Source organism: Microvirga roseola (assembly GCF_020866965.1).
Classification (GTDB): domain Bacteria; phylum Pseudomonadota; class Alphaproteobacteria; order Rhizobiales; family Beijerinckiaceae; genus Microvirga; species Microvirga roseola.
In genome coordinates this window covers 22823-49106 of the sequence record NZ_JAJATX010000027.1, presented here as the reverse complement: position 1 = coordinate 49106, position 26284 = coordinate 22823, and the positions used below count along the sequence as shown (strand labels likewise).

Genomic DNA, 26284 nt, shown 5'->3' with positions numbered 1-26284 from the left:
GGACGCGGCAGACCCCGCGAAACCGACGGCGGAATGGAACCGCAGTGGCAGTCCTGAGTACTGAATAGGGGCGTGTATGGATCCATACACGCCCTTCCTTTTTGAGCCCGCGCAACCTCGATCACATGCGGGAGACGTGAAACGTCCATCCCGTGCGCTAGGTAGCCTCGTCAGGAGGTTTCCGCATGCCGATCATTCTCTTTCTTCTGCTGGCTATCCTGATCGCTCAGGTCGGCTTCTGGGATGCGCTCGGCGCGATGCTGGGTGCTGCCGTCATGCTGACCCTGTTCATTCTGGTTCTCATCGCCGCCCTCGGCATAGCTGGGCTTCTGATTTTTCGTCGGACCCAGCGGCGCCCCTGATCACGCCCAGTTCCTGGCTTCAGCCCGGTCCCCGCATTCACCTGTGAGAGAATGTGGATTGCGAGCCCGCATGTTTCGGCCCGCTTGACGGGAGAGCGCGCGCCCCCGACCAATGGGGCATGAAGCAGTTCGCGGGTCGCCTTTTCGGCTTCGTTTCCGACCTCATCCGGCCGAATCTCCTCGCCTTCCTTGGCGAGCGGCAGATTCTGGTCTGGGCCGCCTCGCTCGTCGTCGGCGCCCTTGCAGCGTCCGCCTCCGTCCTGTTCCGTCTTGCCATCAGCGTGGTTCAGCTCCCCTGGCTCGGCACGATGTCGGAGCGGGTCGCGATCGCAGCCCAGTCCGTGTCCTGGCCGGTGATCCTGCTGACGCCGGCTATTGGAGGGCTCGTCGTTGGAGGTCTCCTCACCTTCATCCCGAGCCGCCGGGCCGGTGGGCCCGCGGATGTCATCGAGGCGCAGGCATTCGGACGGCCGCGCCTCGACCTTTTCCATGGGCTCACCAGCGCCTTGGCGGCCGCCGTGACGCTCGGAACCGGCGGGAGCGCCGGGCGCGAAGGTCCGGCCATCCATCTCGGCGGAACTCTCGCCGCCGTCGCCGCCCGACATTTCCGGCTGCCGGAGGGTGCAGGCCGCATTCTCCTCGGGGCTGGTGTCGCCGCTGCCATCGCGGCCTCGTTCAATGCGCCTATTGCTGGAGCGCTCTTCTCCCTGGAGGTCATTCTCCGGCGCATCTCGGGGGCTGCCCTGCCCCCATCGTCATCGCGTCAGCCATCGGCGCCATTATCGGCCGGATCGTGTTCGGCGAGTTCCCGGCCTTCCTGATCCCCGAGCACCACATCACCTCCTACTGGGAGTTTCCCGCCTTCGCTCTTCTCGGCGCCGTCGCGGCGGCGGTTGCGATCCTCTTCCAGCTTGCCTTGATGGGCGCAGACTGGGCCATGCGCTCCCTGACTGTCCCCCTCTGGCTGAAGCCCGCTCTTGGCGGCCTGTGCGTCGGCGCAATCGGGATCTTTTTTCCCCAGGTGCTCGGGGTCGGCTACGACACGATGGAGGCGGCTCTCCTCCAGAGCATGCCCCTCACGCTCCTGGTCGTGCTCCTCGTCCTTAAAATGGTGGCGACTGCCATGACGCTCGGAAGCCGTCTGGCCGGCGGCATCTTCTCCCCGAGTCTCTACCTGGGTGCCATGGCCGGTGCAGCCTTTGGCATCGTGACCGCCGGTTTCGTTCCTGAGCTGGCCTCTACCCGGGCCGTTTATACCATTCTCGGCATGGGGGCGGTGACGGCGGCGGTTCTCGGTGCACCAATCTCCACAACGGTCATGGTGTTCGAGCTGACAGGAGGCTACGCTATGAGCATCGCCCTGCTGCTCACGGTCTCGATCGCAAGTGCGACGACACGGGCCTTTCTCGGCCGCAGCTACTTTTATCTGCAGCTCGCCTCACGAGGCCTCTTCTTGGACGAAGGGCCTCACCGGCGCGTCGGGCGCGAGCTTTCCATCGGCTCCCTGCTTCGCCCGCCCCATGCGACCGAACTGGAAACATCAGGCAGCGACTGCATGCTTGCCACCCAGGATTCGCTTGAGGCTGCGCTCAGGGCCTTCGATGCCTGCGGCCTTGAGCGGCTGCCCGTTTCCGACGGGCGGGACCCCGGCCGCGTGGCCGGGATCCTCGAACAGACGGACGCACTCAAGGCATTCAACGCCGCTTTGATCAAAGCGACTACGGATGAACACAGATGAGGTCAGCGATTTGCCGTCATTGAGGCAGACCCGCGCCCGCCCAGGGAAGCCCATTCAGCGCCGGACGAGCCTTCCCGCTTCACATAGAGATAGCCGGTCTCATCCCAGGGCAAAACGGCATTGCGTTTGTTGTCGAGTATGAAGTCGCCCCGGTCGGTGCGAATCATCATGACGGCATGCCCCTCGCCCTGCTCGTCGATAACGACAGTCATGCGCATGGCCCGGCGCGGCAAGCCGGCCCTGGCCAACTCCCTGCGCTTCACGAGTTGGATGTCCTCGCAGTCGCCGTAGCCGTCCTCAGCAAAGTCCCAGCGGTCCTCGATGCCCCAATGTTCCCGGTCGGTTATGGGTTTGATCGAAGCGTTCACCCGTCGATTGACCTGCTCGATCATCTGCCAATTCTTGCGCGTCAGCTTGATCGTGGCCGGCTCCGAGGTATCGACGGCGCATTCAGCCGGTTGGTGAGCACAGAACTGAACCCACCCATCGGTCGGCCAAGCCGCGCCGGCTTCGGCGATCGGCTGGACGAGTGAGCGCACTCCCGCGGGCTGGGCCTGTACGCCGTTGACGGCTGTGCTGAGACCAAACCCCAGGATGGCAAGGGAAATGAATGTCGTCAGAGAATGAGTTTTGGCGCCTGAACGCCCGAATCGAATTTTATGCATGGCCCCCACCGCTGCTTTGCGAACGGTCCGGGCATTTCAGCCGACCCGGTGGCGGTACTCAAGAGTACGGCTAAGGTCTGGCGATTTTGTCGCAGTCTGCAGAGAGGGTTGGAAGGGAACAGAATCCCTTCCTGCAGCTTATCATCTTCTGGCTTTGCAAAACCAAGCCGACGGCACTGCAGTGTGGACGGACTGCAATGTTCTGATCATCGCTCATTCACCCGAGTTCGGCTAAAGATGAGCGGAAGCTTCGTTGCCGTCGTAAAGAGCGGTACTGGGAATGAACAGAAGGGAGATGACGATGTGGACGATGCTCAGCGATCTCAGGTCCCAGCGGTTCTGGAGCCTCGCCTTTCGGCTGGCCTTACTGGTCTCTCTCGGGCTCGCCGTTCTCCTTGTGGCCTTTACGGCCTTTTTCATCCTGCTGCCCATCGTGCTGATCGGCGGGCTTGGACTGCATCTCTATCTGCGGCGGAAGCTGCGTCAGGCTCAGGCGCGGCATCCGGCGCGACGCCCATCGTCCGCCGACCTCGTGATCGAGGCGGAATATACGGTCGTCGAAAGGCGCTGAGGCGTCTGCCCTGAAACAGGCACTGGCCGTTGGGCGATCCTGACTATGGGGAAAGTGGCGACTCCGGTAGGGCTCGAACCTACGACCTGCCGCTTAGAAGGCGGCTGCTCTATCCAGCTGAGCTACGGAGCCGTTCGGCAGGGCCCGGGGCCTCAATGGGTCCAGGGGCCGACGCGATTGAACTTGAAGTTGTCGGAATAGGATATGGTTCGCCGTTTGACCTCATGCGGCTCCTCGACCCGGTAGGCGATGCCCTCCCGCTCGGCGTAGGCGATGGCCTCTTCCTTGGTATCGAAGCCGAGGCGAATCTGCTGACGGGTATCGGTCGAGGTCGTCCAGCCCATCAGGGGCTCGATCTCGCGAGGGGTTTCCGGATCGAAGACGAGGATCCACTGCTTGGTCCGGGCCATACCTGACTGCATGGCGGGTTTGGAAGGCTTGTAAATCCGAGCAGGCATCGTTTTCGGCACTCTTCTCAAACACTTAGCGGTGACTTGGTCGGGGCGGCAGGATTTGAACCCGCGACCCTCTGCTCCCAAAGCAGATGCGCTACCAGGCTGCGCTACACCCCGACGATGTCAACCGTTTGGATTGTCTATCGTTTTGAAAACCATGGCGCAAGCCCTCCAGTTCCTGCCGTCCCAACGGACTTCGGGGTTAGTTTGTGCGTTGTGACACATCGCGCAGCAGGACGGGATTGAACTCCTTCCCATACGGATATATGAGCTGACTGTTATCACGTAGCGTAACGACGTGACGCAAAACCTTCCATTTGGGAGACCTTCCTTGGCCAAGCTCAGAATCCCTACCCCTCCCCGCACTGGCGAACCTATCTTCGACAAAGGAGATCATATTCTCCAGGGCGGATCCTCAGCCGACATCCTTATGATTTCGTCCCGTGATTTTGCCCTGAAGGTTGATGGCGGTGCCGGCCTCGATTGGGTCGTGTTCACGGATGGCAGCATCAAATTTGACATGAGGAAGAGCGGGGCCCAGAACACCGGTTTTGGGACCCACACCATCACATCCGTTGAGAACGTCATAACGTCAACGATAGGTACCGGCAGAGACTCCATCAAAGGCAACAGTTCCAAGAACGTCATCATTACCGGACAGGGCAATGATAGGATCGACGCTGGAGGCGGTGATGACGTCATCTTCGCGGGGACGGGGAAGGATACCGTTACCGGAGGCGCTGGTAAGGACTATTTCGTTTTCGACGGGAATCTGAATAAGCGGACGAATGTCGATACCATCACGGATTTCAAGAAGAAGAGCGACAAGTTCGTTCTGTCCAGGTCCGGCCTCGACGAAGATGGCAAGAAAGTTGATATCTTTATGAAGGCCGGAACTCCGGGAGTTCTGAAGAAGGGAGCCTTCTACGTAGGCAGCAAGGCTCACGACAAGGACGACCGCATCATCTATAACAAGAAAACCGGTGTTCTCTATTACGATCCCGATGGCAACGGCTCGAAGGCACAGGTTGAATTTGCGAATTTGAAGAATAAAGCTTCTATCACAGTCAGCGACTTCTATCTCGCCTAACCGGCTTTGATAGCAAATCTTGAAAGGGCCTAGCGGCCCTTTCTACATTTCTAAATAAGCCCTGAACTTTTACCGCATGAAAACCGGGTGCTCCACCCGGTCGCCCGCCCTGATGCCGAGTTTCGCCGCCGTACCGGCATTCAGTTCAAGGACCCCGAGCACTGGCTCCCCTGAGGAGATCGTGCGCGTGGACAGGGGCTCCGTGTTGGCGGCGATTCGGGCGATCGTGCCGTCGGGGCGGATGAAGAGCATGTCGAGCGGCAGATAGGTGTTCTGCATCCACATGGAGACCGGTTCGACCCGGCCGAAATCGAACAGCATTCCTTGGTTGGCAGGCATGGAGCGACGGAACATGAGCCCTTGCGCCCGGTCGGCGTCGTTTCGCGCCACCTCCACTTGGAAGACGTGCCGCTGACCATCCCTGCCGACGACGGCAAGACTCTCCAGAGCCTGGGCGTGAGCCGCTCCGGCGATCAGCAGAACGAAACAGAGGGCGGACAAAACCGGCCTCAACTTCTGCAGCACAGGAACACTCATCAATGGGAGTGCGGCAGGGCCATGTCGGCCAGTCGTACCTCTGCGGCCATGAGCCCCTTGGACCCATCGCCGAAGCGGACGAAGACACGCTCACCCGGCTTCAGTTCGGCAATGCCGTATCGCCGCAGCGTTTCCATGTGGACGAAGATATCCGGCTTGCCCTCCCCTTGCGTGAGAAAGCCGAAGCCACGCAAGCGGTTGAACCACTTCACGACCGCCGGCTCCAGTCCGCTGGTCGGCACCACCTGGACATGGGTCCGCGGCAGCGGCAGCTCAGACGGGTGGAGAGCCGTCGATTCGTCGAGGGAGATGATGCGGAAGGCCTGCAGGCCACGCGGACGCTGCACGGCCTCGACCACGATCCGGGCTCCTTCATTCGCAGCCTGATAGCCGTCCCGACGAAGGCAGGTCACATGCAGGAGGACATCCGGGAGGCCATTGTCCGGCACGATGAAGCCGAAACCCTTGGCGACATCGAACCACTTGATGCGGCCGCTGACCTGAACGAGCTCGAGGGGGTTCTCGTCAGCAACAGGCTGGGTGACCTCGCGGCGACCCTGATCGGGAGAGGGATCGATCCCCCGGAGACTAAATGAGTTGGAGCCGTAATCGCTAGTCATGAAATAACCCAGACTCGAATCAAGGAACCCGATTCTTAACGAGAGGATAACATCGTCCTGAGTCAGGGGAAGTCGGAAACATACCTAGGCGTGCGAAGAAATTTTAGGCACGTCTGAAGATCCTTGAAATTACGAGATAAATTTTGAAAGGACCGAGCCGATTTCCGCATGGACGACCAGATCGGCGGCCTCATCCAGCGGGGTCGGCTCGCGGTTGACGATCACGAGGCGCGCTCCGTTCTCCTTTGCAAAGGCAGGAAAGGCGGCCGCCGGATAGACCACGAGGGAGGATCCCAGCACGAGAAAGAGGTCGCATTGCGCCGTGAGCTTCTGAGCCTGGCGCATGGGGGTCTCCGGCATCGCCTGGCCGAAGGAAATGGTGGCCGACTTGAGAATTCCCCCGCAGGCGACGCAGTCCGGCGGCTCTCCGCTCGCCTCGAAACGGGATCTCACCCAGTCGAGTCCATGACGGCGTCCGCAGTTCAGGCACTTGGCGTAAGTGCCGTTGCCATGCAGCTCGATCACCTGGTCCTCTGCCAGGCCGGAGGCCTGATGCAATCCGTCGATGTTCTGGGTGATTACGGCCGGCATGCGGCCGGATGTAATTAGCGAGGCGATGCCGAGGTGCCCCTGGCTCGGCTTTGCATCGCGATAGAGATCGTCCATCGTGAACTTGCGACGCCACGCCTCCCGCCGCGCCTCGGCGCTGGCGAGAAAATGCTCGAACGGAATCGGTTTGTTGCGCATCCAGGGACTGTCGGGCGACCTGAAGTCGGGAACCCCGCTCTCCGTCGAAATGCCCGCTCCCGTGAAGCCCGCTATCACGCGGGCCTCTTGAATCATTTCCTGGAGTGTGGCGATTGACGTGGCGAGGTAATCGATCATGTCCCTCATATAGGGGGCGCCGCCCGAAGCGTCATGCCCCCTGCCCTTGACTGATGGAACAAGCCGCTTGAACGATCTCCCTGCCCAGGCCAAAGCCGCTGCCTCCCAGCGATGGGACGCCATCGACGTCGCCCGCGGCGTCGCGATCCTCGCCATGATCGTCTACCACTTCGCCTGGGACCTCAGCTTCCTAAACCTGATCGAGACCAACATCATCCAGGTCCCGGCCTGGCGCTGGTTCGCCCGCGCGATCGCAGGTTCCTTTCTGTTCCTCGCCGGCTTCGGGCTCGCGCTCGCTCATGCGGAAGGGTTTCGACGGCTGTCGTTTCTCAAGCGCCTCCTGAAGGTCGGCGGCGCGGCGGCGATCATCACACTCGTGACGCTCTTTGCCTTTCCGCAGAGCTATATCTTCTTCGGCATCCTGCACGCCATTGCCGTATCGAGCGTGTTGGCCCTGCCTTTTCTCCGGCTGCACCCTTCCGTCGTCCTGGGCGCAGCGGTTATCTGTGTCGCAGCGCCTTTGGTCTTCACGAGCCCTGCCCTCGATGCGCCTTGGCTGGACTGGCTGGGGCTCGGTGCCGCCGATCCGGTGACGAACGATTACGTGCCGATCTTTCCCTGGTTCGGCCTCGTGCTCGCCGGCCTCGCTGCCGGACTGTGGCATCTGCCTCACCGCCAGACAATGCGTCTGGCCCGCTGGCGCGCAAAGGACTCTCTCGGCAGAGGCCTGATCTGGGCGGGTCGGGAAAGCCTTCCGATCTACCTGATCCACCAGCCCGTCCTGCTAGCTGTGCTTTACGGCGTGCTGCAGATCGCCGGCCCCAACCCCGTGGCGGAGGCGCGGCCCTTCATGCTGCAATGCGAGGCGACCTGCCTGCAGAATGCCCAGCCGGCGACCTGCCGTTCCGTCTGCTCCTGCGCCGTCGACAACCTTCGCCAGAGCGACCTCTGGCGGAAAATCCTCGACAACAGCATTGCCGCCGAGGACAGGACGAGGATCTCCCGGGTCGCGCAGCAATGCCTGCGCAACGCTCCTCCTTAGACGACGTTCAGACGGCTCTCGCCCGAGGTGCGCTCCGCCCGCGCCTCGGCGAGAAGGCAGAGCAGTTCGAAGGCGATGGAAGCGCCGACCAATGCGGTCCCGCCGGATTGGTCGAGCGGCGGGGAGACCTCGACCATATCGGCCCCGATCAGGTTCAGGTGACGGAAGCCACGCACGAGTTGCAGGGCCTCGCGGCTGGTGAAACCTCCGATCTCGGGCGTTCCGGTACCAGGGGCGAAGGCCGGGTCGATGGAGTCGATGTCGAAGGTGAAATAGGTCGGTCCATTGCCGACGACGCGGCGGGCCTCGGAAATGGCGTAGGGAATGCCCTTCTCCACCACCTCTTCCATGTCGATGATGCGGATGCCTTGGCTGAGCGCCCATTCGCGCTCGTCGGCGGAATACATCGTGCCGCGGATTCCGATCTGCACCATGCGTTTGGGATCGAGCACGCCATCCTCGATGGCGCGGCGGAAGGGCGTGCCATGGGTGAGCTTCTGGCCGCCGAAATAGGTGTCGCCGGTGTCGCTATGCGCATCCACATGGATCAGCCCGAGGGGCTTCTCGCCGCCGAGCGCCCGCAGGATCGGATAGGAGATGATATGATCCCCACCGATGGAGAGAGGCATCACGCCGCCCTGGTGAAGATAGGCGATCTCTGCCTCAATCCGGCGTAGCGTATCCTGAACGTCGATGGGGTTCACCGGAACGTCGCCCACATCCGCGCAGGCGCAGAGATCGTAGGGAGCAACCAGCGTTCCGTAGTTGACGAGGCGCATGAGCGAGGAGGCCTCGCGTACCTGCCGCGGGCCCAAGCGCGTGCCGGGACGGTTCGTCGTCGCGCCGTCGAAGGGGATACCGACCAGGGCAATGTCTATTTCGCCCGGCGCCTGGGTGGGCGCGAGATAGGGCAGACGCATGAAGGTCGAGATCCCGGCAAAGCGCGGCACTACCATGCCTGAGAGGGGCTGGTAGACATCCAGGCGCTGCTCGCGGGCGGCGGGATCCGTTTTCTTCTGCAGGTTTTGAGCCATGTCTCGTCGTCCTTGAATTCAATGAATGGCGCGGGCGAAGACCCGCTCGATCCGTTCCATCCCCCAGTCGATCTCCTCGCGGGTGATGGTGAGGGGCGGCGCAAAGCGCAGGACCGTGCCATGCGTGTCCTTCGAGAGGACCCCACCCTCCAGGAGCGCATCGCAGACGGACCTTGCGGAGACGACGTTCGCGTCGACCTCGACGCCGACCCAGAGGCCACGGCCGCGTACGTCCTTGACGATGTTGCTGCGCATGGCGCGAAGCCTGTCCAGGAGGTACCAGCCCATTTCGGCGCTCCGCTCGACGAGGTGCTCCTCCTCGATAACGGCCAGCGCCTCCAATCCGATCCGCGCTGCCAAAGCGTTGCCGCCGAAGGTTGAGCCGTGGGAGCCGGGATCGAAGACGTTCATCAGTTCACGGGTGCCCACGAAGGCCGATACCGGGTAGACGCCGCCCCCCAGCGCCTTGCCGAGAATGAGCCCATCCGGGCGGATGTCTTCGTGCTGGTGCGCGAACCAGCGACCGGTGCGGCCAAGGCCCGATTGGACCTCATCCAGGATCAGGAGGACATTGTGCCGATCGCAGATGGCGCGCAACTCTCTGAGGTAGCCCTCGGGCGGCACCACAATGCCGGCCTCCCCCTGGATCGGCTCGATCATCACGGCGCAGGTGTTGCCGGTGATCGCCGTCTCGACGGCTGCGGCATCTCCGAACGGTACGAGCTTAAAGCCGCCGGCGAAGGGGCCGAAGCCTTCGCGATAGGATTCATCGGAGGAGAAGCCTACGATTGTGGTTGTCCGCCCATGAAAATTGTTCTCCGCGACGATGATCTCCGCGCAATCCTTCGCGATGCGCTTGGTCTGGTAGCCCCAGCGGCGGGCCGCCTTGATGGCCGTTTCCACGGCTTCCGCGCCCGTATTCATGGGAAGCGCCATGTCGAGCCCGGTGATCTCCACAAGACGCTCCAGGAACGGGCCGAGGAGTTCGGTATGATAGGCTCGGCTCGTGACCGCGAGGCGGGAAGCCTGCTCGGCCATGGCCTTGAGGATGCGCGGGTGCCCATGGCCAAGGCTGACGGCCGAGTAGGCGCTCATCATGTCCAGATAGCGCCGCCCCTGTATGTCGGTCGCCCAGACGCCCTTCGCCTCTTTAAGGACGATAGGCAGGGAATCGTAATTCGCGGCCGTGACTGTCTTTTCGAGGGCGATGCTGTCCATAGGTTCCTCCCTGGACAAGCTTAAGGCTACCTCTCCTCTCGATGGGGCCGAAATTCTCAGCCCCCGCAGCCAAATCTGTTGTGAGCAGCAGTTTTGGGATCAATCCTTGCTGTCGGCCACCGGGTAGCTCTCGAAGGCCTTGAGGGTTTTCAGGACAAAGGTGGTGTGAATGCGGCCGATGCCGAACCCCGGATCGGCGAGGAAGGCGTCGGTCAGCACCTCATAGGCCGCCAGGGTCGGCGCGACGATGCGGGCGACGTAATCGTACTCCCCGTTCACGACCTGCAACTCGACCACCGAGGGATGAGCGATGAGCGCGCGCTCCAGTCGCTGCCGGGATGCCGCGGACGGGTCGCGCATGCTGATGCCAGCAAGGGCGATGATATCGTGCCCGAGCGCCGCCGGCTCCACCAAGGCCGTGTAGCCACGGATGACGCCCCTCTGCTCCAGTCTCTTTACGCGCTCCAGACACGGACGCGGTGAAAGGCCGACACGATCCGACAGGGCCTGGTAGGTGATGCGTCCGTTCTGGCGCAGCGCCTCGAGGATCGCGAGGTCGATCCGGTCGAGATGCGCCTTGGGGCTGCGGCCGGCTGGATTTGGGGGCGACTTCATCATAGATCTCGAATGGAAGCGCCCTGACGGCGCTTACGGCTCAGTTTGGGCCGTCTCTATCGTACTCATAGGGAGCGAAGCAATTCCAGAGGCCTGCCCTCACCGGATGAGGGCTGTCGCCCCTTCGGGTCTCCGGAAGGCCCGGGAAAGCTCTCGTCTCTCATGCGTTGATACCGCACGCCATGCCATCGATGAGGTGCCGTCTTGCTGCGCGACTATATGGTCGACCTTCCCCTGGTCGCGATCCTAAGGGGCCTGAAGCCTGAGAATGCCAGGGATGTGGGCTTTGCCCTCGTCGAGGCTGGGTTCCGCATCATTGAGGTCCCCCTCAACTCGCCCGAACCGTTCCGAAGCATCGAGATTCTCGCCAAGTCGCTGCCGAAGAACGTGCTCGTCGGGGCCGGCACGGTTCTCGATCCGGACAATGTGAACGGCATTCACGATGTCGGCGGCAGGCTGATCGTCATGCCGCATGCGGATACGGAGGTCATCCGACGGGCCAAAGACCTCAATCTGATCTGTACCCCCGGGGTCGCGACCCCCACAGAGGCCTTCGCGGCGCTGAAGGCGGGTGCGGACGCCATCAAGATCTTTCCCGCGGAGGCCATGCCGCCTCATGTGGTGAAGGCGTGGCGGGCCGTATTGCCGAAGGACGCCATCCTGCTCCCTGTCGGCGGAATAAAGCCCGATACGATGCGGGCCTATGTGGAGGCCGGCGCCAACGGTTTCGGCCTCGGCTCCGCGCTCTTCACACCTGCCATGTCCGCCGATGAAATCGGCCGCAATGCCCGCACCTTTGCGGATGCCTGGGAGGCGCTGCGGGGCGCTTAGCGCCGCCTGCCGCTCTTCCCGCCACGGAAGAAGGGCACGGTCAGCAGCCGCCGCCCCGTCTCGTCCACGATTTCGAGTTCGATGTTGCCTGCGTCTGTCAGTTCCTCGCGGAGTTCCTCGACGGTCGCCAATGCCTCGGCGCGGGCTGACTCGAAATCGGGAAGCTCGATCCCCTCCTCGTCCTCGTCCACATCGTAGCCATCTCGGATATTGAAGAAAAAGCGGGGCATGGCACTCAGCCTTAGAGATGGAAGGCAACAAGAAAACCGCCTTGAGGCAGCCGGTTCAATGTAACGCCTGTCAGAGCCGCGTACACATGAAATTTTTCAGGAGGATGAAGGCCTCAGGCCGCGGTCCCTGGCTCGTGGCGGAATCGCCCTATTTGATCTAGACTCACTGCCCTGGACGGAGGCGCCCATGACCAGAGACCAGTTGGCGGAGAACCTCGACCATCTCGACCCTGGAGCGAGCCTGAGCGTCGACGAGGACGATCTCGCCCGGATGTTCGGGACGGAGACGCTTTCCTACGCCGACCAGGATATCCTCAAGGCCATCTCCGCCTTCGCCCTCGACCACCGCTGCACCTTCTCCTACCACCAGGCCGAAGGAGGCATTCCCTGCTTCCAGAAGGACGACGTGTTCTAGCCGGGAGCTCCCTCAGCTCCACCGCAGCATGATGGTGCTGAGCGGTGGCAGGGTGAGCGACAGCGAGGTCTCGTGGCCGTGGGAGGCGATCCCCTCGGTGGAGACGGCGCCCCCATTGCCGATATTGCCGCCGCCATACATTTCCGCATCCGTGTTCAGGATCTCGCGCCACATTCCCGCCTCAGGCACGCCGATCCGATAGCCGACGCGCGGAACCGGGGTCATGTTGCTCACGGCCAGGATCATCGCCTTCCTGTCGGGGGAAGACCGCAGCATGGCGAAGACCGAATTGGCCGAATCGTCCACCACGGCCCAGGCAAACCCGTCCGGGTCGGCATCGGTTGCGTGCAGCGCCGGCTCAGAGATGTAGATGCGGTTGAGGTCGCGCACCAGCCTCTGCATGCCTGCGTGGCGTGGAAGGTCGAGAAGCCCCCAGGAGAGCGAGGCATCGTGGTTCCACTCCTGCACCTGCGCGATTTCCCCGCCCATGAAGAGCAGCTTCTTGCCGGGATGGGCCCACATGTAGCCGAAATAGGCGCGCAGGTTCGCGAAGCGCTGCCACTCGTCGCCGGGCATCTTGCGGATCAGCGATCCCTTCCCGTGCACGACCTCGTCATGCGAGAGCGGGAGAATGAAGTTCTCCGTGTAGGCGTAGACCATGCCGAATGTGAAGGAGCCGTGATTGTAGCTGCGGTAGATCGGGTCCTGCTCCATGTAGTGAAGCGTGTCGTGCATCCAGCCCATGTTCCATTTGAAATCAAAGCCGAGACCGCCCTCCTCTGTGGACTTCGTCACGCCGGGCCACGCGGTCGACTCCTCCGCGATCGTGATGACGCCGGGGCAGCGATGGGCAACGATGCTGTTGAGGTGCTTAAAGAACTCGATGGCCTCCAGGTTCTCCCGGCCGCCATATTGGTTCGGGATCCACTCGCCGTCCTTGCGGCTGTAGTCACGGTAGAGCATGGAGGCGACAGCGTCGACCCGCAGCGCATCGAGGTGATAACGCTCCAGCCATTCGAGGGCGCTGGCGATCAGGAAGCCCTTCACCTCGTGGCGGCCGAGATTGTAGATCAGCGTATTCCAGTCCTGGTGGAAGCCCTCCCGCGGATCCGCATGCTCATAGAGCGCAGTGCCGTCAAACTGCGCAAGGCCGAAGACATCGGTCGGGAAATGCGCGGGTACCCAGTCCAGGATCACGCCGATCCCCGCCTCGTGGCAGCGATTGACGAAATTGGCGAAGTCCTCCGGCGTCCCATAGCGCCCAGTCGGAGCGAAAAGACCCAGCGGCTGGTAGCCCCATGAACCGCCAAAGGGATGCTCCATGATCGGCAGGAGCTCGATATGGGTGAAGCCCATGCCGCTGACATAGGGAATGAGCCGGTCGGCCAGCTCCGTCCAGTCGAGGTGACGATTGCCGTCCTCCTCAAGGCGCAGCCAGGAGCCTGCATGAACTTCGTAGACCGAGATCGGCGCCCGGACCGTCTGCCGCTCTCCTCTTGTTCGCATCCACTCCTGGTCTGTCCAGGGGAAAGGCTCGGGGCGCGCGACGACGGAGGCGCTGCCGGGCGCAGGCTCGCTCGAGCGCGCCACCGGATCGGCCTTCTGAGGCAGCAGCTCCCCATTCGGGCCAATCAGCTCGAACTTATAGCGGTCGCCTGGCCCGAGGCGCGGAACGAACAGCTCCCAGACCCCGCCGCTGCGAATGCGCATGGGGTGGCGGCGGCCGTCCCACGTGTTGAAGTCGCCTACAACGGAGACCCGGCGTGCATTCGGCGCCCAGACGGCGAAACGGACGCCCGGCACTCCGTCGACGCTCATGGCCTGGGCCCCGAGCACGTGACTCAGCTCGTAATGGGTTCCCTGCCCGATCAGGTGCAGATCGAGATCGCCGAGCAGCAGGCCAAAGCTGTAGGGATCCTCCATTTCCTGAACCGCATCGGGCCAGACGATCCGCAGTTTGTAGGCGGGCCGGTCATCGACATAGCCTGCGAAGAGACCGCCCTGATGCACGCGTTCGAGCGTTGTCAGGTGCTGCCCCGTCTCCCTGCCAAGGAGCTCGACGGATGTCGCGCCCGGCATGAAGACACGGACGATGCTTCCCCCTCCTGCAGGGTGCGGCCCGAGGATCGAAAACGGGTCTCCATGCCGTCCTTCAACCAGGGCCTGGACGGCGGTTTCGTCCATACCGGCGAGGAGAACGTCGTTTCTAGGCGCCATGCATTTCTTCCTTTCCGGCTCTCGTGAGGCGCTCCACGATCCTGGAGAGGCCCCGGAGCGGAATGGCGAGCCACTTCGGGCGGTTCGCCGCTTCGTATTGGATTTCGTAGGCCGCTTTCTCCAGCAGGAACAGATCGAGCAGCGGATCGCGCGTGTCGCTTGGGAACCTCAAATGCTCGCTCTGATCGACCGCTTCCCAGTAGCAGTCGAGGAAGGCCTTCTGCGCTCCCGCATGGAACCGGTCGAGCAGCGACCTGCGGGTCTCACCATATTGAGGCTGGGTCGTATCCTCGTCGAAGCCGGAGGCCGAGACAGAGAGATAGTCGAGGGACCGCATGAGGCCGGCCACGTCCCGGAGCGGGCTCGTCTTGGCGCGCCGTTCATCCAGATCGCGGGCCGGCTCGCCCTCGAAGTCGATGATGAAGGCATCACCGTGGGCCACGAGAACCTGTCCGAAATGGAAGTCGCCATGAATGCGGGTCATGAGCGTGCCTCGGCCGGACTCCACCAGGGTATCGACCACCGAGAGAAGCGCTTCGCGCCGCTCCAGGAGACTTCCGGCCTCTTCGCTCAGTTCAGGATCGAGGTTGCCCCTGAGCTTCTCAAGGATGTCGAAGGCGGATCCGATCTGACCCTGCGCCCTTGCTCTCCATGCCTCCATTTCCGCCGCCCCGGCCTCGATTGGTGCGAAGGCCTCATCACCGGTCGGCGACGCCAGCGCCACATGGAGTTCGCCGAGCCGGCGGCCGACAATGCCGGCGAAGTTCTCGAGCGTCGTGAAGATGCCCTCCTCCGGCAGGTCCTGGCTTTCGAGCAGCACGTGCTCGTCGAGCGTCCGATTCAGGTTATCGAGCATCCAGTTCCAGGCGTCGCCCTGGTTCTGGATCGCCCCCTGCACGATGATCAGCGTGTGCGGCGTTCCATCCTCGGATACGCGCATCACATGCCCAAGGAGAGGCGCCGTGTTCTGGTAGCCTACCTTTGTCAGGTACTGCGTCATCTCCGCTTCAGGGTGGATGCCCCCGAGCACCCGGCGGACGAGCTTGATCATGGCGAGCGAGCCGACGATCAGGGAGCTGTTCGACTGCTCAGCCGAAAGCCAACGGATGGGCTCGTCGTTCGGCACCTGCATGCAATCCAGCTGTTCGGTGCCCATGAACCGGATATCCCCGTCCGGCGTCGAGATGCTCGCGCGCTCGCACAGGGCCTGGAGGACACCCTGGGCCCAACGGTCGACCGCGAATCCGTCAGTCAGGACCCCGACCCGGGCTCCCCTGCGGATGCGCGCCAACGCGAGCTGCTGCGGCAGCGGCGGCATGTTGGCGTTTTCCCAGGCGATCGCCAGCGGCATGCAGTACCGCTCGGTCCGTCCGCCGACAGCCGCCTCGATCTCGCCCATCAAGACATCGTCGGCGAAGGGCATCGGCACCGCCCAGGCGATGCGCGCACCCTCAAGCCGCTCGTTCTTGGAGGCGAACCAGCGCCGGATCGGCAAGTAGGTCGGCAGGATGTCCCGCGCGATCACCTCCGAGTGCCGCGTATCGAGGATTTCCTGCAGTTTGCTGCGCAGGACAAGGGTGGTGAGCTCGCGCAGCTGTTCGGGCGGAGCGGTCCTCCACCAGGGGCTTTCGGCCTCGGTCATGAGCTGGAACCAATAGAAGCCATAAGGCGGCAATGTCAGCAGATAGGGTAGCTGACCGATGGGCGGGAACGGCGACGGCCCCGTCATCTCGATGGGGACCCGACCGCCGAACTCGGAAAGATCGAGTTCCACCGGCTGGGGCGTCCGCGACAGGTTCGCAACGCACAGGATCGTCTCGCCATCGAACTCGCGCAGGTAAGCCAGGACCTTGCGGTTGCCGGGATAGAGAAGCCGGAACGTGCCGCGGCCGAAGGCGTGGTGATGGCCGCGCAGCGTCAGCATGCGGCGCATCCAGTTGAGGAGCGAATGCGGGTCGCGGCTCTGGGCCTCCACGTTCACGGTCTCGAAACCGTAGAGGGGATCCATGATCGGCGGCAGCACCTGCCCCGCCGGGTCCGCCCGCGAAAAGCCGCCGTTGCGGTCGGGCGACCACTGCATCGGCGTCCTCACCCCGTCCCGGTCGCCGAGATAGATGTTGTCGCCCATGCCGATCTCGTCGCCGTAATAGATCACCGGCGTTCCAGGCATCGAGAGCAGAAGCGCGTTCATCAGCTCGATGCGCCGGCGGTCACGCTGCATGAGGGGCGCAAGCCTGCGGCGGATACCGAGATTGATGCGCGCGCGCCGGTCGGCCGCATAGGTGTTCCAGAGATAGTCGCGCTCCTCGTCCGTCACCATTTCGAGTGTCAACTCGTCATGGTTTCTCAGGAAGATCGCCCACTGGCAGTTCTCCGGGATCTCCGGCGTCTGGCGCAGGATGTCGGTGATCGGGAACCGGTCCTCCTTGGCGATGGCCATGTACATGCGCGGCATGAGCGGGAAATGGAACGCCATGTGGCATTCGTCGCCATTGCCGAAATATTCCTGCGTGTCTTCCGGCCACTGGTTGGCCTCGGCGAGGAGCATCCGGTCGGGATAGGTCGAGTCGAGGGCCGTGCGGATCTTCTTCAGGACCTCATGTGTCTCCGGCAGGTTCTCGTTGTTCGTCCCCTCCCGTTCCACAAGGTAGGGAATGGCGTCGAGGCGCAGGCCGTCCACGCCCATGTCGAGCCAGAAGCGCATGACGCTCAGCACTTCCTTGAGTACGCGCGGATTGTCGAAGTTGAGGTCCGGCTGGTGCGAGTAGAAACGGTGCCAGAAATAGGCTCCCGCCGCCGGATCCCAGGTCCAGTTTGACTTCTCCGTATCGAGGAAGATGATGCGGGTGCCACTGTATTTCTGGTCCGTATCGGACCAGACGTAGAAATCGCGCTCCTTCGAGCCGGGCTTGGCCTGGCGGGCCCGCTGGAACCAGGGGTGCTGGTCCGAGGTGTGGTTGATGACAAGCTCGGTGATGACCCGCAAGCCGCGCGCATGGGCCTCGCGGACAAAGGCCTTGAACTCCTTCAGGGTTCCGTAATCGGGACTGACACTGCGGTACTCTGCGATGTCGTACCCGTCGTCCAGGCGCGGCGAGGGATAGAACGGCAGCAGCCAGATCGTGTTGACCCCGAGGGATGCGATGTAGTCGAGCTTGGCGAGCAGGCCTGCGAAATCGCCGATGCCGTCGTTATTGGCATCGAAGAAAGATTTCACATGGAGCTGGTAGATGATCGCGTCCTTGTACCAGAGGGGGTCGCGCCCGGCAGCTTCTCCGCTTTTGGTGGGGACCGCATCGTTTTTCTTGAGCATTCCGGTCTATCCTTTGGGAGCGATACGCCAGATCGAGAAGGGAAGTTCGCCCGGATCGCAGCGGACGCGCTGATACTTTCCGGTCCAGGTGAAACGGTGCTGGCGGACGAGATCCTCGACTGCGAGGGAGCCGTCGTCAGGCAGCCCGAACTTCCATAAAGGAATCTCCACATCCGCCTCCTGGGCGTGATGGGGATCGACGCTGATGGCCACGAGCAGCACGTTCTCGCGGCCGGGCGTCGACTTTTCGAAAAAGAGGATGTTGTCGTTCCAGGCGTTCAGGAAACTGATGCCGAGATGAGAATGCAGCGCCGGGTTGTCCCGCCTGATGCGGTTGAGAATTCCGATCTCGGCGATGATGTTGCCGGGGCGGTCCCAGTCCCAAGCCCGGATCTCGTATTTCTCGCTGTCGGCATATTCCTTGCGCTTGGCGTCCGGTCGGCCTTCGCAGAGCTCGAAGCCGTTATACATGCCCCAAAGGCCGGAAAGCGTCGTCGCGAGCGCTGCGCGGATGAGATAGGCCGGGCGCGGCGCATCCTGCAGGAAGTCCGGGTTGATGTCGGGCGTGTTCACGAAGAAATGCGGGCGGAAGAAATCCTTCGGAGCCGTCTTCGTCAGCTCCTCCATGTACTCCATCAGCTCCCACTTGGCATTGCGCCATGTGAAGTAGGTGTAGGACTGGGAGAAGCCGATCTTCGCCAGATGGTACATGATCCTCGGCCGCGTGAAGGCTTCCGACAGGAAGATCACGTCAGGGTGGTCGCGCCGCACATCCGCGATCAGCCATTGCCAGAACGGGAACGGCTTTGTATGCGGATTGTCGATGCGGAAGAGCTTCACACCCTGATCGACCCAGAGCAGGATCATGTCGCGCAGCTCCAGCCAGAGGGACGGCATCGCGCCCTCGGCGTAGAAATCCACGTTGACGATGTCCTCGTACTTCTTCGGCGGGTTCTCGGCATATTTGATCGTGCCGTCCGGCCGCCAGTCAAACCAGTCCGGGTGCTCCTTGAGCCAGGGGTGATCGGGCGATGCCTGGACAGCGATGTCGAGCGCCAGCTCCATCCCGTGATCCGCTGCGGCGGCCACAAGACGGCGGAAATCCTCGAAGGTGCCGAGTTCCGGATGGATGGCGTTGTGGCCGCCCTCCTCCGCTCCAATCGCATAGGGGCTGCCCGGATCCTCGGGACCAGCCGTCAGACTGTTGTTCCTGCCCTTGCGGTGAGTGCGGCCGATGGGATGGATCGGCGTGAGGTAGAGCACGTCGAAACCCATGTCGCGGATCGCCGGAAGGCGCCGGATCACGTCGTCGAAGGTACCGTGCCGATGGGGATGGCCGCTCTGCGAACGCGGAAACAGCTCGTACCAGCTCGCAAATCCCGCAGCCGGTCGCTCCGCATCGAGCGGGATCGGCCTCGAGCGTGTGCGGAATGGCCGCCGGTCCGCCGCCGTCATCACATTGGAGGTTTCCTGGGACAGCAGGATATCGAGCCGCGCGTCGTAATCCGCCCCCGCGAGCCGCTCGGCGATCGGCCGGACGCGGTCTGCGATCTCACCTTGCGTTTCCGCGAGCGCCTTGTCGACGATTCTGCGTCCCTCCTCCAGTTCGAGGGTCACATCGAGGCCGGCAGCATATTTCTTTTCCAGCTCCCACCGGAAGATTGCGAAGGGATCGCGCCAGGTCTCGACGGCGAATTCGTAACGCCCCATGCGTTCCAGCGGGAATTCGGCGCTCCAGCGATCATTGACGATCAGCTTCATACGTGTTTCGCGCCACTCGCTCTCGTCGGTCGCTCTCCAGAGCAGAGCCGCGGAGATTGGATCGTGACCGTCGCCGAAAATGTCAGCTTCCACGTGGACCACCTCGCCCACGATGCGCTTGACCGGAAACTCGCCGCCATCCACCGTCGGCGTGATGCTCTCGATGATCAGCCGCGGCGCGGCAATGGCCTCTTCAACGCTTGGCACTGTCACTCCAGACTTGATGACATCGAGTGGCCGCCCCTCGAGGATCCGTACCTCACCGGGACGCAACCGGATCGTTTCGGCCGGATTGAGCTCGGCCCCGCCCTCCCCGATTTCGTGGAACGGCACGAAACGGGACCCAGCCTCAGAGACCAGGAAAGAGCCTGTCGCCTGCGCACTCCGGCGCAGGTCGCCGTTGACGAGGACAAGACGGGCCGATCCGGCTTGCCGTACATCCTCCGCATCGGGTTTCAGGATCGCCGCGATCGGGGAGGCATGACTGACGACGAGATGCATGGGCGTCCGGGAGAACCGCCGGTCGCTCTGCGAGAGCAGCCGGTTCGCTTCCACGATCTCCGCCGTGAGATCGATGCTGCCCTGCTCCCGCAGGCCGGCAAGGCCCCGGCCGTCGCCTTCGGTGGGATTGAACCTCTCCCGGCAGCCGAACTCGAAGCCCATCGGCACGAGGATGCCATCCGTGCAGGCGGCGGAGAGCCATAGGGCGCGGGACGAGCGGTGCTCCAGCACCTCCTCGGCATCCACATCATGCACAAGGCGCCGCTCGAACGGAGCTTCCGGAAAAGCGATCTCGTAGCCGATACTCCGGTTCACCTCGTGCTCGTCGACGATCCAGCCGTCCTGGACGTTCCACCAGCGGAGCGAGGAGAAGCCGCCGTCGAATCCCGCCGAAGCGAGCGCCTGGCGTGTCTCGAAGGCGGTCCCTGGGAACCAAGCGAGGAAACGGGTGTCCGGTGAATTCCCTCGCAGGGTGGCGATCAGCCTCTCCCAGGCGGCAGGAGGAACACGGTCAAGGTGAAGACAGCGAAAGCCTGAGAGCCCTGCCGACACCAGGGGCCGGAGCCTGTCGGCGAGAGCGCCGATGAGCGGGTGATCGGCGGGGTTGCCGCCATCGTAGGAGACCGTCAGCGCCTCGCGGTCCGAGGGATCGCGGCGCGGGTCGAAGATGTCGGTCTGGGACGGCCCCAGGCCGAGCTCCTGAGCGAAACGGCTGTCCGCGGCCACGCGGTCCGCCAAAAGATCGAGCATCAGAGCGAGACCACGGCTCCGCGCCTTCTCCGCGAGGCGGCCGACTTCATCGGCCGCCCAGCCGCCGCCGAGCGCCGGGTGGAGTCTGTCCATGTCCTGAGGCAGAAAAATACTGCCGCCACGGCCCGGGGCGAAAAGCGGGGCTGTCAGAATGGTATCGAAACCGAGGCCTGCCGCGTGATCGAGGAGCGGGTCCCAGGAATCGGGCCGCCCCGCCAGCAGCGGATGCACGTAATAGATCCGCGGCGCCGCACTAGCGCCACGATTCATCGCGGAGGGATCGGCAGCGGCGGAGAAACCTTCTGGTGGCGACACGATACGACCCGTTGCTGTTCAGTCATCTCAATCTGTGGCGACCTCACAGCCGGTCAACAGGCGATCTTCGTTCTCCTGCACGGCGGAGCCCCTAGCGGGAAACAGAGCCTTCCTAGGATTGTTCCTAGCCCATCTGAGTTGTGCAGATATCCGGGAAGCGGATGCGGCCTGCCTCAAATCCGGCCGTTCCTCCGGCTTTCCTACGGCGAGACAAAGGCGAAAGGCCTTCGCCTGGAGCCTCGGCACGGGCTTCTGAGGCCGCTCGCAGGACATGCCGGGATGCGGCTGGCCGCCGCGGCTTTGTGCAGTTTTTTATGAAGCCGGATAATGTTAAATCTCAGTCAACTCCAGCAAAAGGAGCGCCAGCGATAAATAATTCATTTGCTTATCGTATTTGGCATAGAAAATTTTGGGGGCTTCTCTCATGCACCATTTCGATCACGATTCATCGCGTTCATTCGTTCTTGACCGCTCGTCTTCCTCGGACCAAGCCGACGAGCGGGTTGAAACGGGCTCCCTGGCCGATGGAGCCACCCTCGCCCTCCGCAGCGCAATCCTGGCAAAGCTCACCTATGTGGTAGGCACGACGCCGTCTCAGGCGAAGCCTCGCGACTGGTTCGTAGCGACCGCACTGGCGGTACGCGACCGTACCGTCGAAAAATGGGTGTCTTCGAATCCAGTTCTCGATCATGCCGAAGGCAAGCAGGTCTGCTATCTCTCCCTCGAGTTCCTGATCGGCCGGCTTCTTTCGGACACTCTGAACAATCTCGGCCTCACCGAGAATGCCCGCGCGGCTCTGGAGGGGCTTGGCGTCAATCTCGACGATCTCCGCACCATCGAGCCGGACGCAGCTCTCGGGAACGGCGGCCTGGGTCGCCTCGCGGCCTGCTTCATGGAAAGCCTGGCGAGCCTCTCGATCCCGGCCTGCGGCTATGGCATCCGCTACGAGCACGGCCTGTTCCGACAGGTCATCCAGGACGGATACCAGCAGGAGCAGCCCGAGGACTGGCTAGTCCGCGGGAATCCATGGGAGTTCGAGCGCTCCGACGTAGCTTTCTCCGTTGGCTTCGGCGGCCGCATCGAGGAGGTGACTGCGCCGGACGGTTCGATCCAGCGCGCCTGGCGTCCTGCGGAGACCGTTCAGGCCGTGGCCTTCGACACCCCGATCGTGGGCTGGCGCGGGCAGCATGTGAACACGCTCCGGCTCTGGTCGGCCCGGGCCGCCGAGCCCCTGAAGCTCGACACCTTCAATGCGGGCGATCACGTCGGCGCACTCGCCGACCGCACGCGGGTCGAAGCGATCTCCCGCGTCCTGTATCCGGGCGACATGTCGGAGGCCGGCCGGGAACTGCGCCTGCGCCAGGAGTTTTTCTTCACCTCCGCGTCTTTGCAGGACCTTCTCGCGCGCCACGTCCGTTCGCACGGGAGCCTCGCCACACTCCCGGAGCACGCGGCACTCCAGCTCAACGATACGCATCCCGCCATCGCGGTCGCCGAACTGATGCGGCTCCTTGTCGACGAGCACAGGATGGGCTGGGACGAGGCGTGGTCGATCACGACCCGCACTCTGAACTATACCAACCACACCCTAATGCCGGAGGCGCTTGAGCGCTGGCCCGTCTCCCTGATGGAGCGGCTTCTCCCGCGTCAGCTGGAGATCATCTACCACATCAACTGGCTGCATCTGGAGCCGCTGATCCATCGCGGGGCGGACGGCGATTTCGTCCGGGATGTCTCCATCATTGATGAGAACGGCGGCCGTTACGTGCGCATGGGGCACCTCGCTTTCATCGGGGCGCACAAGGTTAATGGCGTGTCGGCGCTCCATACCGACCTCATGCGTCACACGGTGTTCCGGGACCTGAACGCCCTCTATCCGACCCGCATCGTCAACAAGACGAACGGCATCACCTTCCGGCGCTGGCTGCACCAGGCCAATCCGAAGCTGATGCGCCTTCTGACAATGGAGCTCGGCACCCGTGTCCTCGACGATGCCGAGGCGCTGATCGGCCTCGAGAGGCTTGCGGACGATCCTGCCTTCCAGGCTCTCTTCCGTGACCAGCGGGCCGCAGCCAAGGCCAACCTTGCTGCCATCGTGGCGGAGCGCACCGGCATCGGCATCGACCCGAACGCCCTCTTCGATGTGCAGATCAAGCGCATTCACGAGTACAAGCGCCAGCTTCTGAACATCCTCGAGGCCGTGGCGCTCTACAACGCCATCAAGACCGAGCCCGACAGGGACTGGACCCCGCGGGTGAAGATCTTCGCCGGCAAGGCCGCGCCGAGCTACCACCAGGCGAAGCTGATCATCAAGCTCGCCAACGACGTGGCGAAGATGGTCAATTCCGATCCGGTCGTGGCAGGGCGGCTGAAGGTGGTTTTCCTGCCGAACTACAACGTGAGCCTGGCGGAGGCTATCATCCCGGCTGCCGACCTCTCCGAGCAGATCTCGACGGCGGGCATGGAGGCCTCAGGTACCGGCAACATGAAGCTGGCGCTGAACGGAGCCCTCACCATCGGCACCCTCGACGGTGCGAATGTCGAGATCCGCGAGCATGTAGGCTCGGAGAACATCTTCATCTTCGGTCTTACGGCCGAGGAAGTGGAGACCCGCCGCAGGAAGGGCATTCGCCCCGATCCGCAGCATTGGTCGGAGCGCCTCAAGGGTGTGTTCGACGCCATCCGCTCAGGCGTCTTCTCGCCGGAAGACCCCCACCGCTTCGACGGCCTGCTCCACGGCATCGAAACCGATGACCCCTTCATGGTGGCCGCCGATTTCGAATCCTACTGGGAGACGCAGCGCCAGGTGGACGATCTGTGGCGGGACCCGGCCGCCTGGTGGCGCGCCAGCATCCTCAACACGGCGCGGACGGCCTGGTTCTCCTCGGACCGCACCATCCGCGAATATGCAGAGGAAATCTGGGGCGTCGGCTCCCGGTAAGGCCGAGCGCTCGGGCAGGCGCTTTCAATCGAGAGCGATGACAACGCCTTCGTTCGGCCTGAGATCCAGCGCCTCGGCCGGCCGCTCGTCCCGGCGGTCGAGGAACGTCGAAACCAGGATGCGGCCCGGCGGAACGTTCGGCAGGCTTCCCGCCGTATCGCTCATGTTGAGTGCAACGAGCAGGCGGCGGTCCTCATGCCGCCGCTCGTAGGACAGGAGAGCCTCGTCAGAAACACCGGGAACATAGCGCCCGACGGAAAGAGCCGGCTCCGAACGGCGCAGGTCGATGAGGGCGCGGTAGAGCGACAGCATCGAGGTGGGATCGGACTCCTGGGCAGCCGCATTGAGCTCGGCGTGGTCAGGCGAGAGGGGCAGCCATGGCTCGACTCCCGAGAAGCCCGCACGGGCAGTGGAGTCCCACTGCATCGGGGTGCGCTCCGGATCGCGTCCCATTCCGGGAACGTTCTTCCCCCAAGGATCCTGCGCCCTCTCGGGCGAGATCGGCACGTCCGGCATGCCGATCTCCTCGCCCTGATAGATTGTCGGCGTTCCGCGTAAGGTGAGGAGCAGCATGGCGCCGATTCTCGCCTGCTCCGGCCCGACGCGGCTCGCCACCCGAGACCTGTCATGGTTGCCGAGAACCCAGTTGGGCCACCCGCCTTCCGGCAGGGCGTCTTCGTAGGCCTGAACCAGGGTGGAGACCGCCACCGGGTGCCAGGGCGTAAAGATCAGGTGGAAATTGAACGGGAGATGGAAGCCGTCGAGGTTCTCGCCATAATAGGCCATCAGGCGATCCATCGGCAGATAGGCTTCCCCGATCAGCAGCCGGCTCCCATAGGAATCGGCCAGCCGCCGCATTGCGGCAACCGCATCGTGGACCTCCGGCTGGTCCATCGTGTGTTCCCGTATCAGCTTTCGTGATGGCGGCATGCCCTCATACCAGAGCGGATTGGGTGGGTTGTCACGCAGCTGCTCATCCTCGAACAGTTGATGGATCGCATCGACCCGAAAGCCGTCGACCCCGCGTTCAAGCCAGAACCGGAGCACATCGAGCATCGCCTCGCGCACCTCCGGATTGCGCCAGTTCAGATCCGGCTGCTCCTTGAGATAATCATGATAGTAATATTGGCCCGTGGCCTCGTCCCATTCCCAGGCCGAACCGCCGAATTCGCTGAGCCAGTTGTTCGGCGGCGACCCGTCGGGTTTCGCATCGCGCCAGATATACCAGTCCCGTTTCGGATTGTTGTGCGAGGAGCGACTCTCCAGAAACCAGGGGTGTTGANGTTGTTCGGCGGCGACCCGTCGGGTTTCGCATCGCGCCAGATATACCAGTCCCGTTTCGGATTGTTGTGCGAGGAGCGACTCTCCAGAAACCAGGGGTGTTGATCCGAGGTGTGGTTCGGCACGAAATCCAGGATCAGCTTGAGGCCTCTGGCATGGACTTCCGCCAGCAGGCGGTCGAAGTCCTCCATCGTGCCGAAGAGAGGATCGATGGCGCAATGATCCGTGACGTCGTAGCCGAAATCGGCCATCGGAGACGGGTAGACCGGGGAGAGCCAGACAGCGTTGACGCCAAGTTTCACGAGATGGTCGAGGCGGGACAGAATTCCCGGCAGGTCCCCGATTCCGTCGCCATTCGTATCCTGGAAGGAGCGCGGATAGACCTGATACACGATCCCTCGCTGCCACCAGGCATAGCCGGATATTCCCTTCTCGCCCAAGGGGGCCTCCTCGCAAGCACTCCTCGTCGACAACCTTGGCCATGGTCATGGGTTCCGCATCGCGGAGCGAGGAACGTCAACAAAGCTTCTTGGCGAGAGACCGAAATGCTGGTTTTATAGTGCCCAACAAATCGACGTCCGGGGGCGTAACACGAAGGCCATTACCTCTACTTGGGAGAGTGCCATGGTCCACAGGTTCAAGATCGGACAAACCGTCATGCCGGCGGCTTGCCAGCGCGCCAACCCCAACAAGTATCTCGTCGTCCGGCAGCTTCCCGACACATCCTACGAGCCGCAGTATCTGATCCAAGGCGAGACCAGCGGGATCGACTGCATCGTTCGGGAATCGGAGATCCGGGAGGCCGACAACGTCAGGATGAGCAATCCCAGAGCCAGCCGACAGTAGCTCCAAGAGACGGAATTTTCTCCCGTCCATGGCGGCGTAGCCACCGATCCG

Annotated in this window: 23 protein-coding genes, 2 tRNA genes and 1 pseudogene; 10 read left to right on the top strand and 16 right to left on the bottom strand. The window is 63.0% G+C overall.

The genetic code is table 11. From position 1 onward, the window contains the following. Positions 1–185 precede the first annotated feature (185 nt). The 3 genes from LG661_RS15480 (at position 186) to LG661_RS15475 (ending at position 2100) form a co-directional block, all read left to right on the top strand. Positions 186–362 carry a hypothetical protein gene (locus tag LG661_RS15480; RefSeq protein ID WP_230532793.1) on the top strand — a complete coding sequence of 59 codons (177 nt, stop codon included), beginning with the start codon at positions 186–188 and terminating at the stop codon, positions 360–362. A gap of 119 nt (positions 363–481) precedes the next feature. After that, entirely contained in the window at positions 482–1183 is a 702-nt protein-coding gene (locus LG661_RS25130) for a chloride channel protein (RefSeq protein WP_268995472.1), read from the top strand. Next, on the top strand, positions 1156–2100 hold the full coding sequence (locus LG661_RS15475) for a chloride channel protein (protein WP_268995471.1): 945 nt from the start codon (positions 1156–1158) through the stop codon (positions 2098–2100). Before LG661_RS25130 ends, LG661_RS15475 begins: the two co-directional genes overlap by 28 nt. Positions 2101–2102: 2 nt before the next feature. On the opposite strand, the gene LG661_RS15470 is transcribed toward LG661_RS15475, so the two are convergent. Then, positions 2103–2765: a transglutaminase-like cysteine peptidase gene (locus LG661_RS15470; RefSeq protein ID WP_407666725.1), complete on the bottom strand. Its 663-nt coding sequence runs from the start codon at positions 2763–2765 to the stop codon at positions 2103–2105. A 301-nt stretch (positions 2766–3066) separates the two neighbouring features. Between LG661_RS15470 and LG661_RS15465 the strand changes: the two genes are divergently transcribed. Then, positions 3067–3336 carry a hypothetical protein gene (locus LG661_RS15465; RefSeq protein WP_230532791.1) on the top strand — a complete coding sequence of 90 codons (270 nt, stop codon included), beginning with the start codon at positions 3067–3069 and terminating at the stop codon, positions 3334–3336. A 55-nt stretch (positions 3337–3391) separates the two neighbouring features. Here LG661_RS15465 and LG661_RS15460 read toward each other — a convergent pair. The 3 genes from LG661_RS15460 to LG661_RS15450 all read right to left on the bottom strand — a co-directional run bounded on the left by LG661_RS15460 (position 3392) and on the right by LG661_RS15450 (position 3908). Further along, positions 3392–3468 (bottom strand) — tRNA-Arg (locus LG661_RS15460). 20 nt (positions 3469–3488) lie between these two features. Beyond that, positions 3489–3794: an ETC complex I subunit gene (locus LG661_RS15455; RefSeq protein ID WP_268995470.1), complete on the bottom strand. Its 306-nt coding sequence runs from the start codon at positions 3792–3794 to the stop codon at positions 3489–3491. A 37-nt stretch (positions 3795–3831) separates the two neighbouring features. Beyond that, positions 3832–3908, bottom strand: a tRNA-Pro gene (locus LG661_RS15450). A gap of 214 nt (positions 3909–4122) precedes the next feature. On the opposite strand from LG661_RS15450, the gene LG661_RS15445 reads away from it, so the two are divergent. Then, the gene (locus LG661_RS15445) at positions 4123–4881 is read left to right on the top strand and encodes a calcium-binding protein (RefSeq protein WP_230532789.1); all 759 of its coding nucleotides are present in this window, start codon (positions 4123–4125) and stop codon (positions 4879–4881) included. 69 nt (positions 4882–4950) lie between these two features. On the opposite strand, the gene LG661_RS15440 is transcribed toward LG661_RS15445, so the two are convergent. From LG661_RS15440 to LG661_RS15430, 3 genes are all read right to left on the bottom strand, one after another. After that, the gene (locus tag LG661_RS15440) at positions 4951–5418 is read right to left on the bottom strand and encodes a DUF192 domain-containing protein (RefSeq protein ID WP_230532788.1); all 468 of its coding nucleotides are present in this window, start codon (positions 5416–5418) and stop codon (positions 4951–4953) included. After that, positions 5418–6038, bottom strand: a complete 621-nt coding sequence (locus LG661_RS15435) for a cold-shock protein (RefSeq protein WP_230532787.1) — start codon at positions 6036–6038, stop codon at positions 5418–5420. Before LG661_RS15435 ends, LG661_RS15440 begins: the two co-directional genes overlap by 1 nt. A gap of 129 nt (positions 6039–6167) precedes the next feature. Then, entirely contained in the window at positions 6168–6923 is a 756-nt protein-coding gene (locus LG661_RS15430; protein WP_230532786.1) for an SIR2 family NAD-dependent protein deacylase, read from the bottom strand. A 67-nt stretch (positions 6924–6990) separates the two neighbouring features. Between LG661_RS15430 and LG661_RS15425 the strand changes: the two genes are divergently transcribed. Next, positions 6991–7965, top strand: coding sequence for a DUF1624 domain-containing protein (locus LG661_RS15425; protein WP_230532785.1), 975 nt, complete (start codon positions 6991–6993; stop codon positions 7963–7965). On the opposite strand, the gene speB is transcribed toward LG661_RS15425, so the two are convergent. The 3 genes from speB to LG661_RS15410 form a co-directional block, all read right to left on the bottom strand. Further along, positions 7962–8999 (bottom strand): agmatinase, encoded by a 1038-nt coding sequence (gene speB / locus LG661_RS15420; protein ID WP_230532784.1) that lies wholly within the window; start codon positions 8997–8999, stop codon positions 7962–7964. The two genes, LG661_RS15425 and speB, sit on opposite strands and share 4 nt — an antisense overlap. A gap of 18 nt (positions 9000–9017) precedes the next feature. Then, positions 9018–10217, bottom strand: a complete 1200-nt coding sequence (gene rocD, locus LG661_RS15415; protein ID WP_230532783.1) for an ornithine--oxo-acid transaminase — start codon at positions 10215–10217, stop codon at positions 9018–9020. 99 nt (positions 10218–10316) lie between these two features. Next, positions 10317–10832: an Lrp/AsnC family transcriptional regulator gene (locus tag LG661_RS15410; protein ID WP_230532782.1), complete on the bottom strand. Its 516-nt coding sequence runs from the start codon at positions 10830–10832 to the stop codon at positions 10317–10319. 204 nt (positions 10833–11036) lie between these two features. On the opposite strand from LG661_RS15410, the gene LG661_RS15405 reads away from it, so the two are divergent. Continuing rightward, positions 11037–11663: a 2-dehydro-3-deoxy-6-phosphogalactonate aldolase gene (locus tag LG661_RS15405; RefSeq protein WP_230532781.1), complete on the top strand. Its 627-nt coding sequence runs from the start codon at positions 11037–11039 to the stop codon at positions 11661–11663. On the opposite strand, the gene LG661_RS15400 is transcribed toward LG661_RS15405, so the two are convergent. Next, positions 11660–11893: a DUF6894 family protein gene (locus tag LG661_RS15400; RefSeq protein WP_230532780.1), complete on the bottom strand. Its 234-nt coding sequence runs from the start codon at positions 11891–11893 to the stop codon at positions 11660–11662. The two genes, LG661_RS15405 and LG661_RS15400, sit on opposite strands and share 4 nt — an antisense overlap. A gap of 187 nt (positions 11894–12080) precedes the next feature. On the opposite strand from LG661_RS15400, the gene LG661_RS15395 reads away from it, so the two are divergent. Then, positions 12081–12308 carry a hypothetical protein gene (locus tag LG661_RS15395; protein WP_230532779.1) on the top strand — a complete coding sequence of 76 codons (228 nt, stop codon included), beginning with the start codon at positions 12081–12083 and terminating at the stop codon, positions 12306–12308. Between the two features lie 12 nt (positions 12309–12320). Here the strand turns inward: LG661_RS15395 and glgB are convergent, their stop codons facing one another. From glgB to LG661_RS15380, 3 genes are read right to left on the bottom strand one after another with little or no spacing between them, the layout of a single operon-like run. Continuing rightward, positions 12321–14525 (bottom strand): 1,4-alpha-glucan branching protein GlgB, encoded by a 2205-nt coding sequence (glgB, locus tag LG661_RS15390; RefSeq protein ID WP_230532778.1) that lies wholly within the window; start codon positions 14523–14525, stop codon positions 12321–12323. Continuing rightward, entirely contained in the window at positions 14515–17838 is a 3324-nt protein-coding gene (gene treS / locus LG661_RS15385; RefSeq protein ID WP_230532777.1) for a maltose alpha-D-glucosyltransferase, read from the bottom strand. The genes glgB and treS overlap by 11 nt, the downstream gene beginning before the upstream one ends. A 6-nt stretch (positions 17839–17844) precedes the next feature. Further along, on the bottom strand, positions 17845–21120 hold the full coding sequence (locus LG661_RS15380) for an alpha-1,4-glucan--maltose-1-phosphate maltosyltransferase (protein ID WP_230532776.1): 3276 nt from the start codon (positions 21118–21120) through the stop codon (positions 17845–17847). A 469-nt stretch (positions 21121–21589) separates the two neighbouring features. Between LG661_RS15380 and LG661_RS15375 the strand changes: the two genes are divergently transcribed. Continuing rightward, positions 21590–24106 (top strand): glycogen/starch/alpha-glucan phosphorylase, encoded by a 2517-nt coding sequence (locus tag LG661_RS15375; protein WP_230532775.1) that lies wholly within the window; start codon positions 21590–21592, stop codon positions 24104–24106. A gap of 24 nt (positions 24107–24130) precedes the next feature. On the opposite strand, the gene LG661_RS15370 is transcribed toward LG661_RS15375, so the two are convergent. Together LG661_RS15370 and LG661_RS25435 are read right to left on the bottom strand one after the other, a co-directional pair. Then, entirely contained in the window at positions 24131–25327 is a 1197-nt protein-coding gene (locus LG661_RS15370) for an alpha-amylase family glycosyl hydrolase (protein WP_407666724.1), read from the bottom strand. Between the two features lie 77 nt (positions 25328–25404). Next, positions 25405–25812: pseudogene (locus tag LG661_RS25435) on the bottom strand (alpha-amylase family glycosyl hydrolase); the annotation flags it as partial. Positions 25813–26011: 199 nt separating this feature from the next. Between LG661_RS25435 and LG661_RS15365 the strand changes: the two are divergent. After that, a complete protein-coding gene (locus LG661_RS15365) occupies positions 26012–26233 on the top strand; it encodes a hypothetical protein (RefSeq protein WP_230532774.1) in 222 nt (73 codons plus the stop codon). The last annotated feature ends 51 nt before the right edge of the window (positions 26234–26284 follow it).

Coding starts and splice junctions, on each gene's coding strand:
- speB (WP_230532784.1), bottom strand. CDS start 8,999: ATGGCTCAAAACCTGCAGAAGAAAACGGATCCCGCCGCCCGCGAGCAG.
- LG661_RS15395 (WP_230532779.1), top strand. CDS start 12,081: ATGACCAGAGACCAGTTGGCGGAGAACCTCGACCATCTCGACCCTGGA.
- LG661_RS15455 (WP_268995470.1), bottom strand. CDS start 3,794: ATGCCTGCTCGGATTTACAAGCCTTCCAAACCCGCCATGCAGTCAGGT.
- LG661_RS15470 (WP_407666725.1), bottom strand. CDS start 2,765: ATGCATAAAATTCGATTCGGGCGTTCAGGCGCCAAAACTCATTCTCTG.
- LG661_RS25130 (WP_268995472.1), top strand. CDS start 482: ATGAAGCAGTTCGCGGGTCGCCTTTTCGGCTTCGTTTCCGACCTCATC.
- LG661_RS15435 (WP_230532787.1), bottom strand. CDS start 6,038: ATGACTAGCGATTACGGCTCCAACTCATTTAGTCTCCGGGGGATCGAT.
- LG661_RS15480 (WP_230532793.1), top strand. CDS start 186: ATGCCGATCATTCTCTTTCTTCTGCTGGCTATCCTGATCGCTCAGGTC.
- treS (WP_230532777.1), bottom strand. CDS start 17,838: ATGCTCAAGAAAAACGATGCGGTCCCCACCAAAAGCGGAGAAGCTGCC.
- LG661_RS15440 (WP_230532788.1), bottom strand. CDS start 5,418: ATGAGTGTTCCTGTGCTGCAGAAGTTGAGGCCGGTTTTGTCCGCCCTC.
- LG661_RS15465 (WP_230532791.1), top strand. CDS start 3,067: ATGTGGACGATGCTCAGCGATCTCAGGTCCCAGCGGTTCTGGAGCCTC.
- LG661_RS15430 (WP_230532786.1), bottom strand. CDS start 6,923: ATGATCGATTACCTCGCCACGTCAATCGCCACACTCCAGGAAATGATT.
- LG661_RS15380 (WP_230532776.1), bottom strand. CDS start 21,120: ATGAATCGTGGCGCTAGTGCGGCGCCGCGGATCTATTACGTGCATCCG.
- rocD (WP_230532783.1), bottom strand. CDS start 10,217: ATGGACAGCATCGCCCTCGAAAAGACAGTCACGGCCGCGAATTACGAT.
- glgB (WP_230532778.1), bottom strand. CDS start 14,525: ATGGCGCCTAGAAACGACGTTCTCCTCGCCGGTATGGACGAAACCGCC.
- LG661_RS15400 (WP_230532780.1), bottom strand. CDS start 11,893: ATGCCCCGCTTTTTCTTCAATATCCGAGATGGCTACGATGTGGACGAG.
- LG661_RS15365 (WP_230532774.1), top strand. CDS start 26,012: ATGGTCCACAGGTTCAAGATCGGACAAACCGTCATGCCGGCGGCTTGC.
- LG661_RS15410 (WP_230532782.1), bottom strand. CDS start 10,832: ATGAAGTCGCCCCCAAATCCAGCCGGCCGCAGCCCCAAGGCGCATCTC.
- LG661_RS15375 (WP_230532775.1), top strand. CDS start 21,590: ATGCACCATTTCGATCACGATTCATCGCGTTCATTCGTTCTTGACCGC.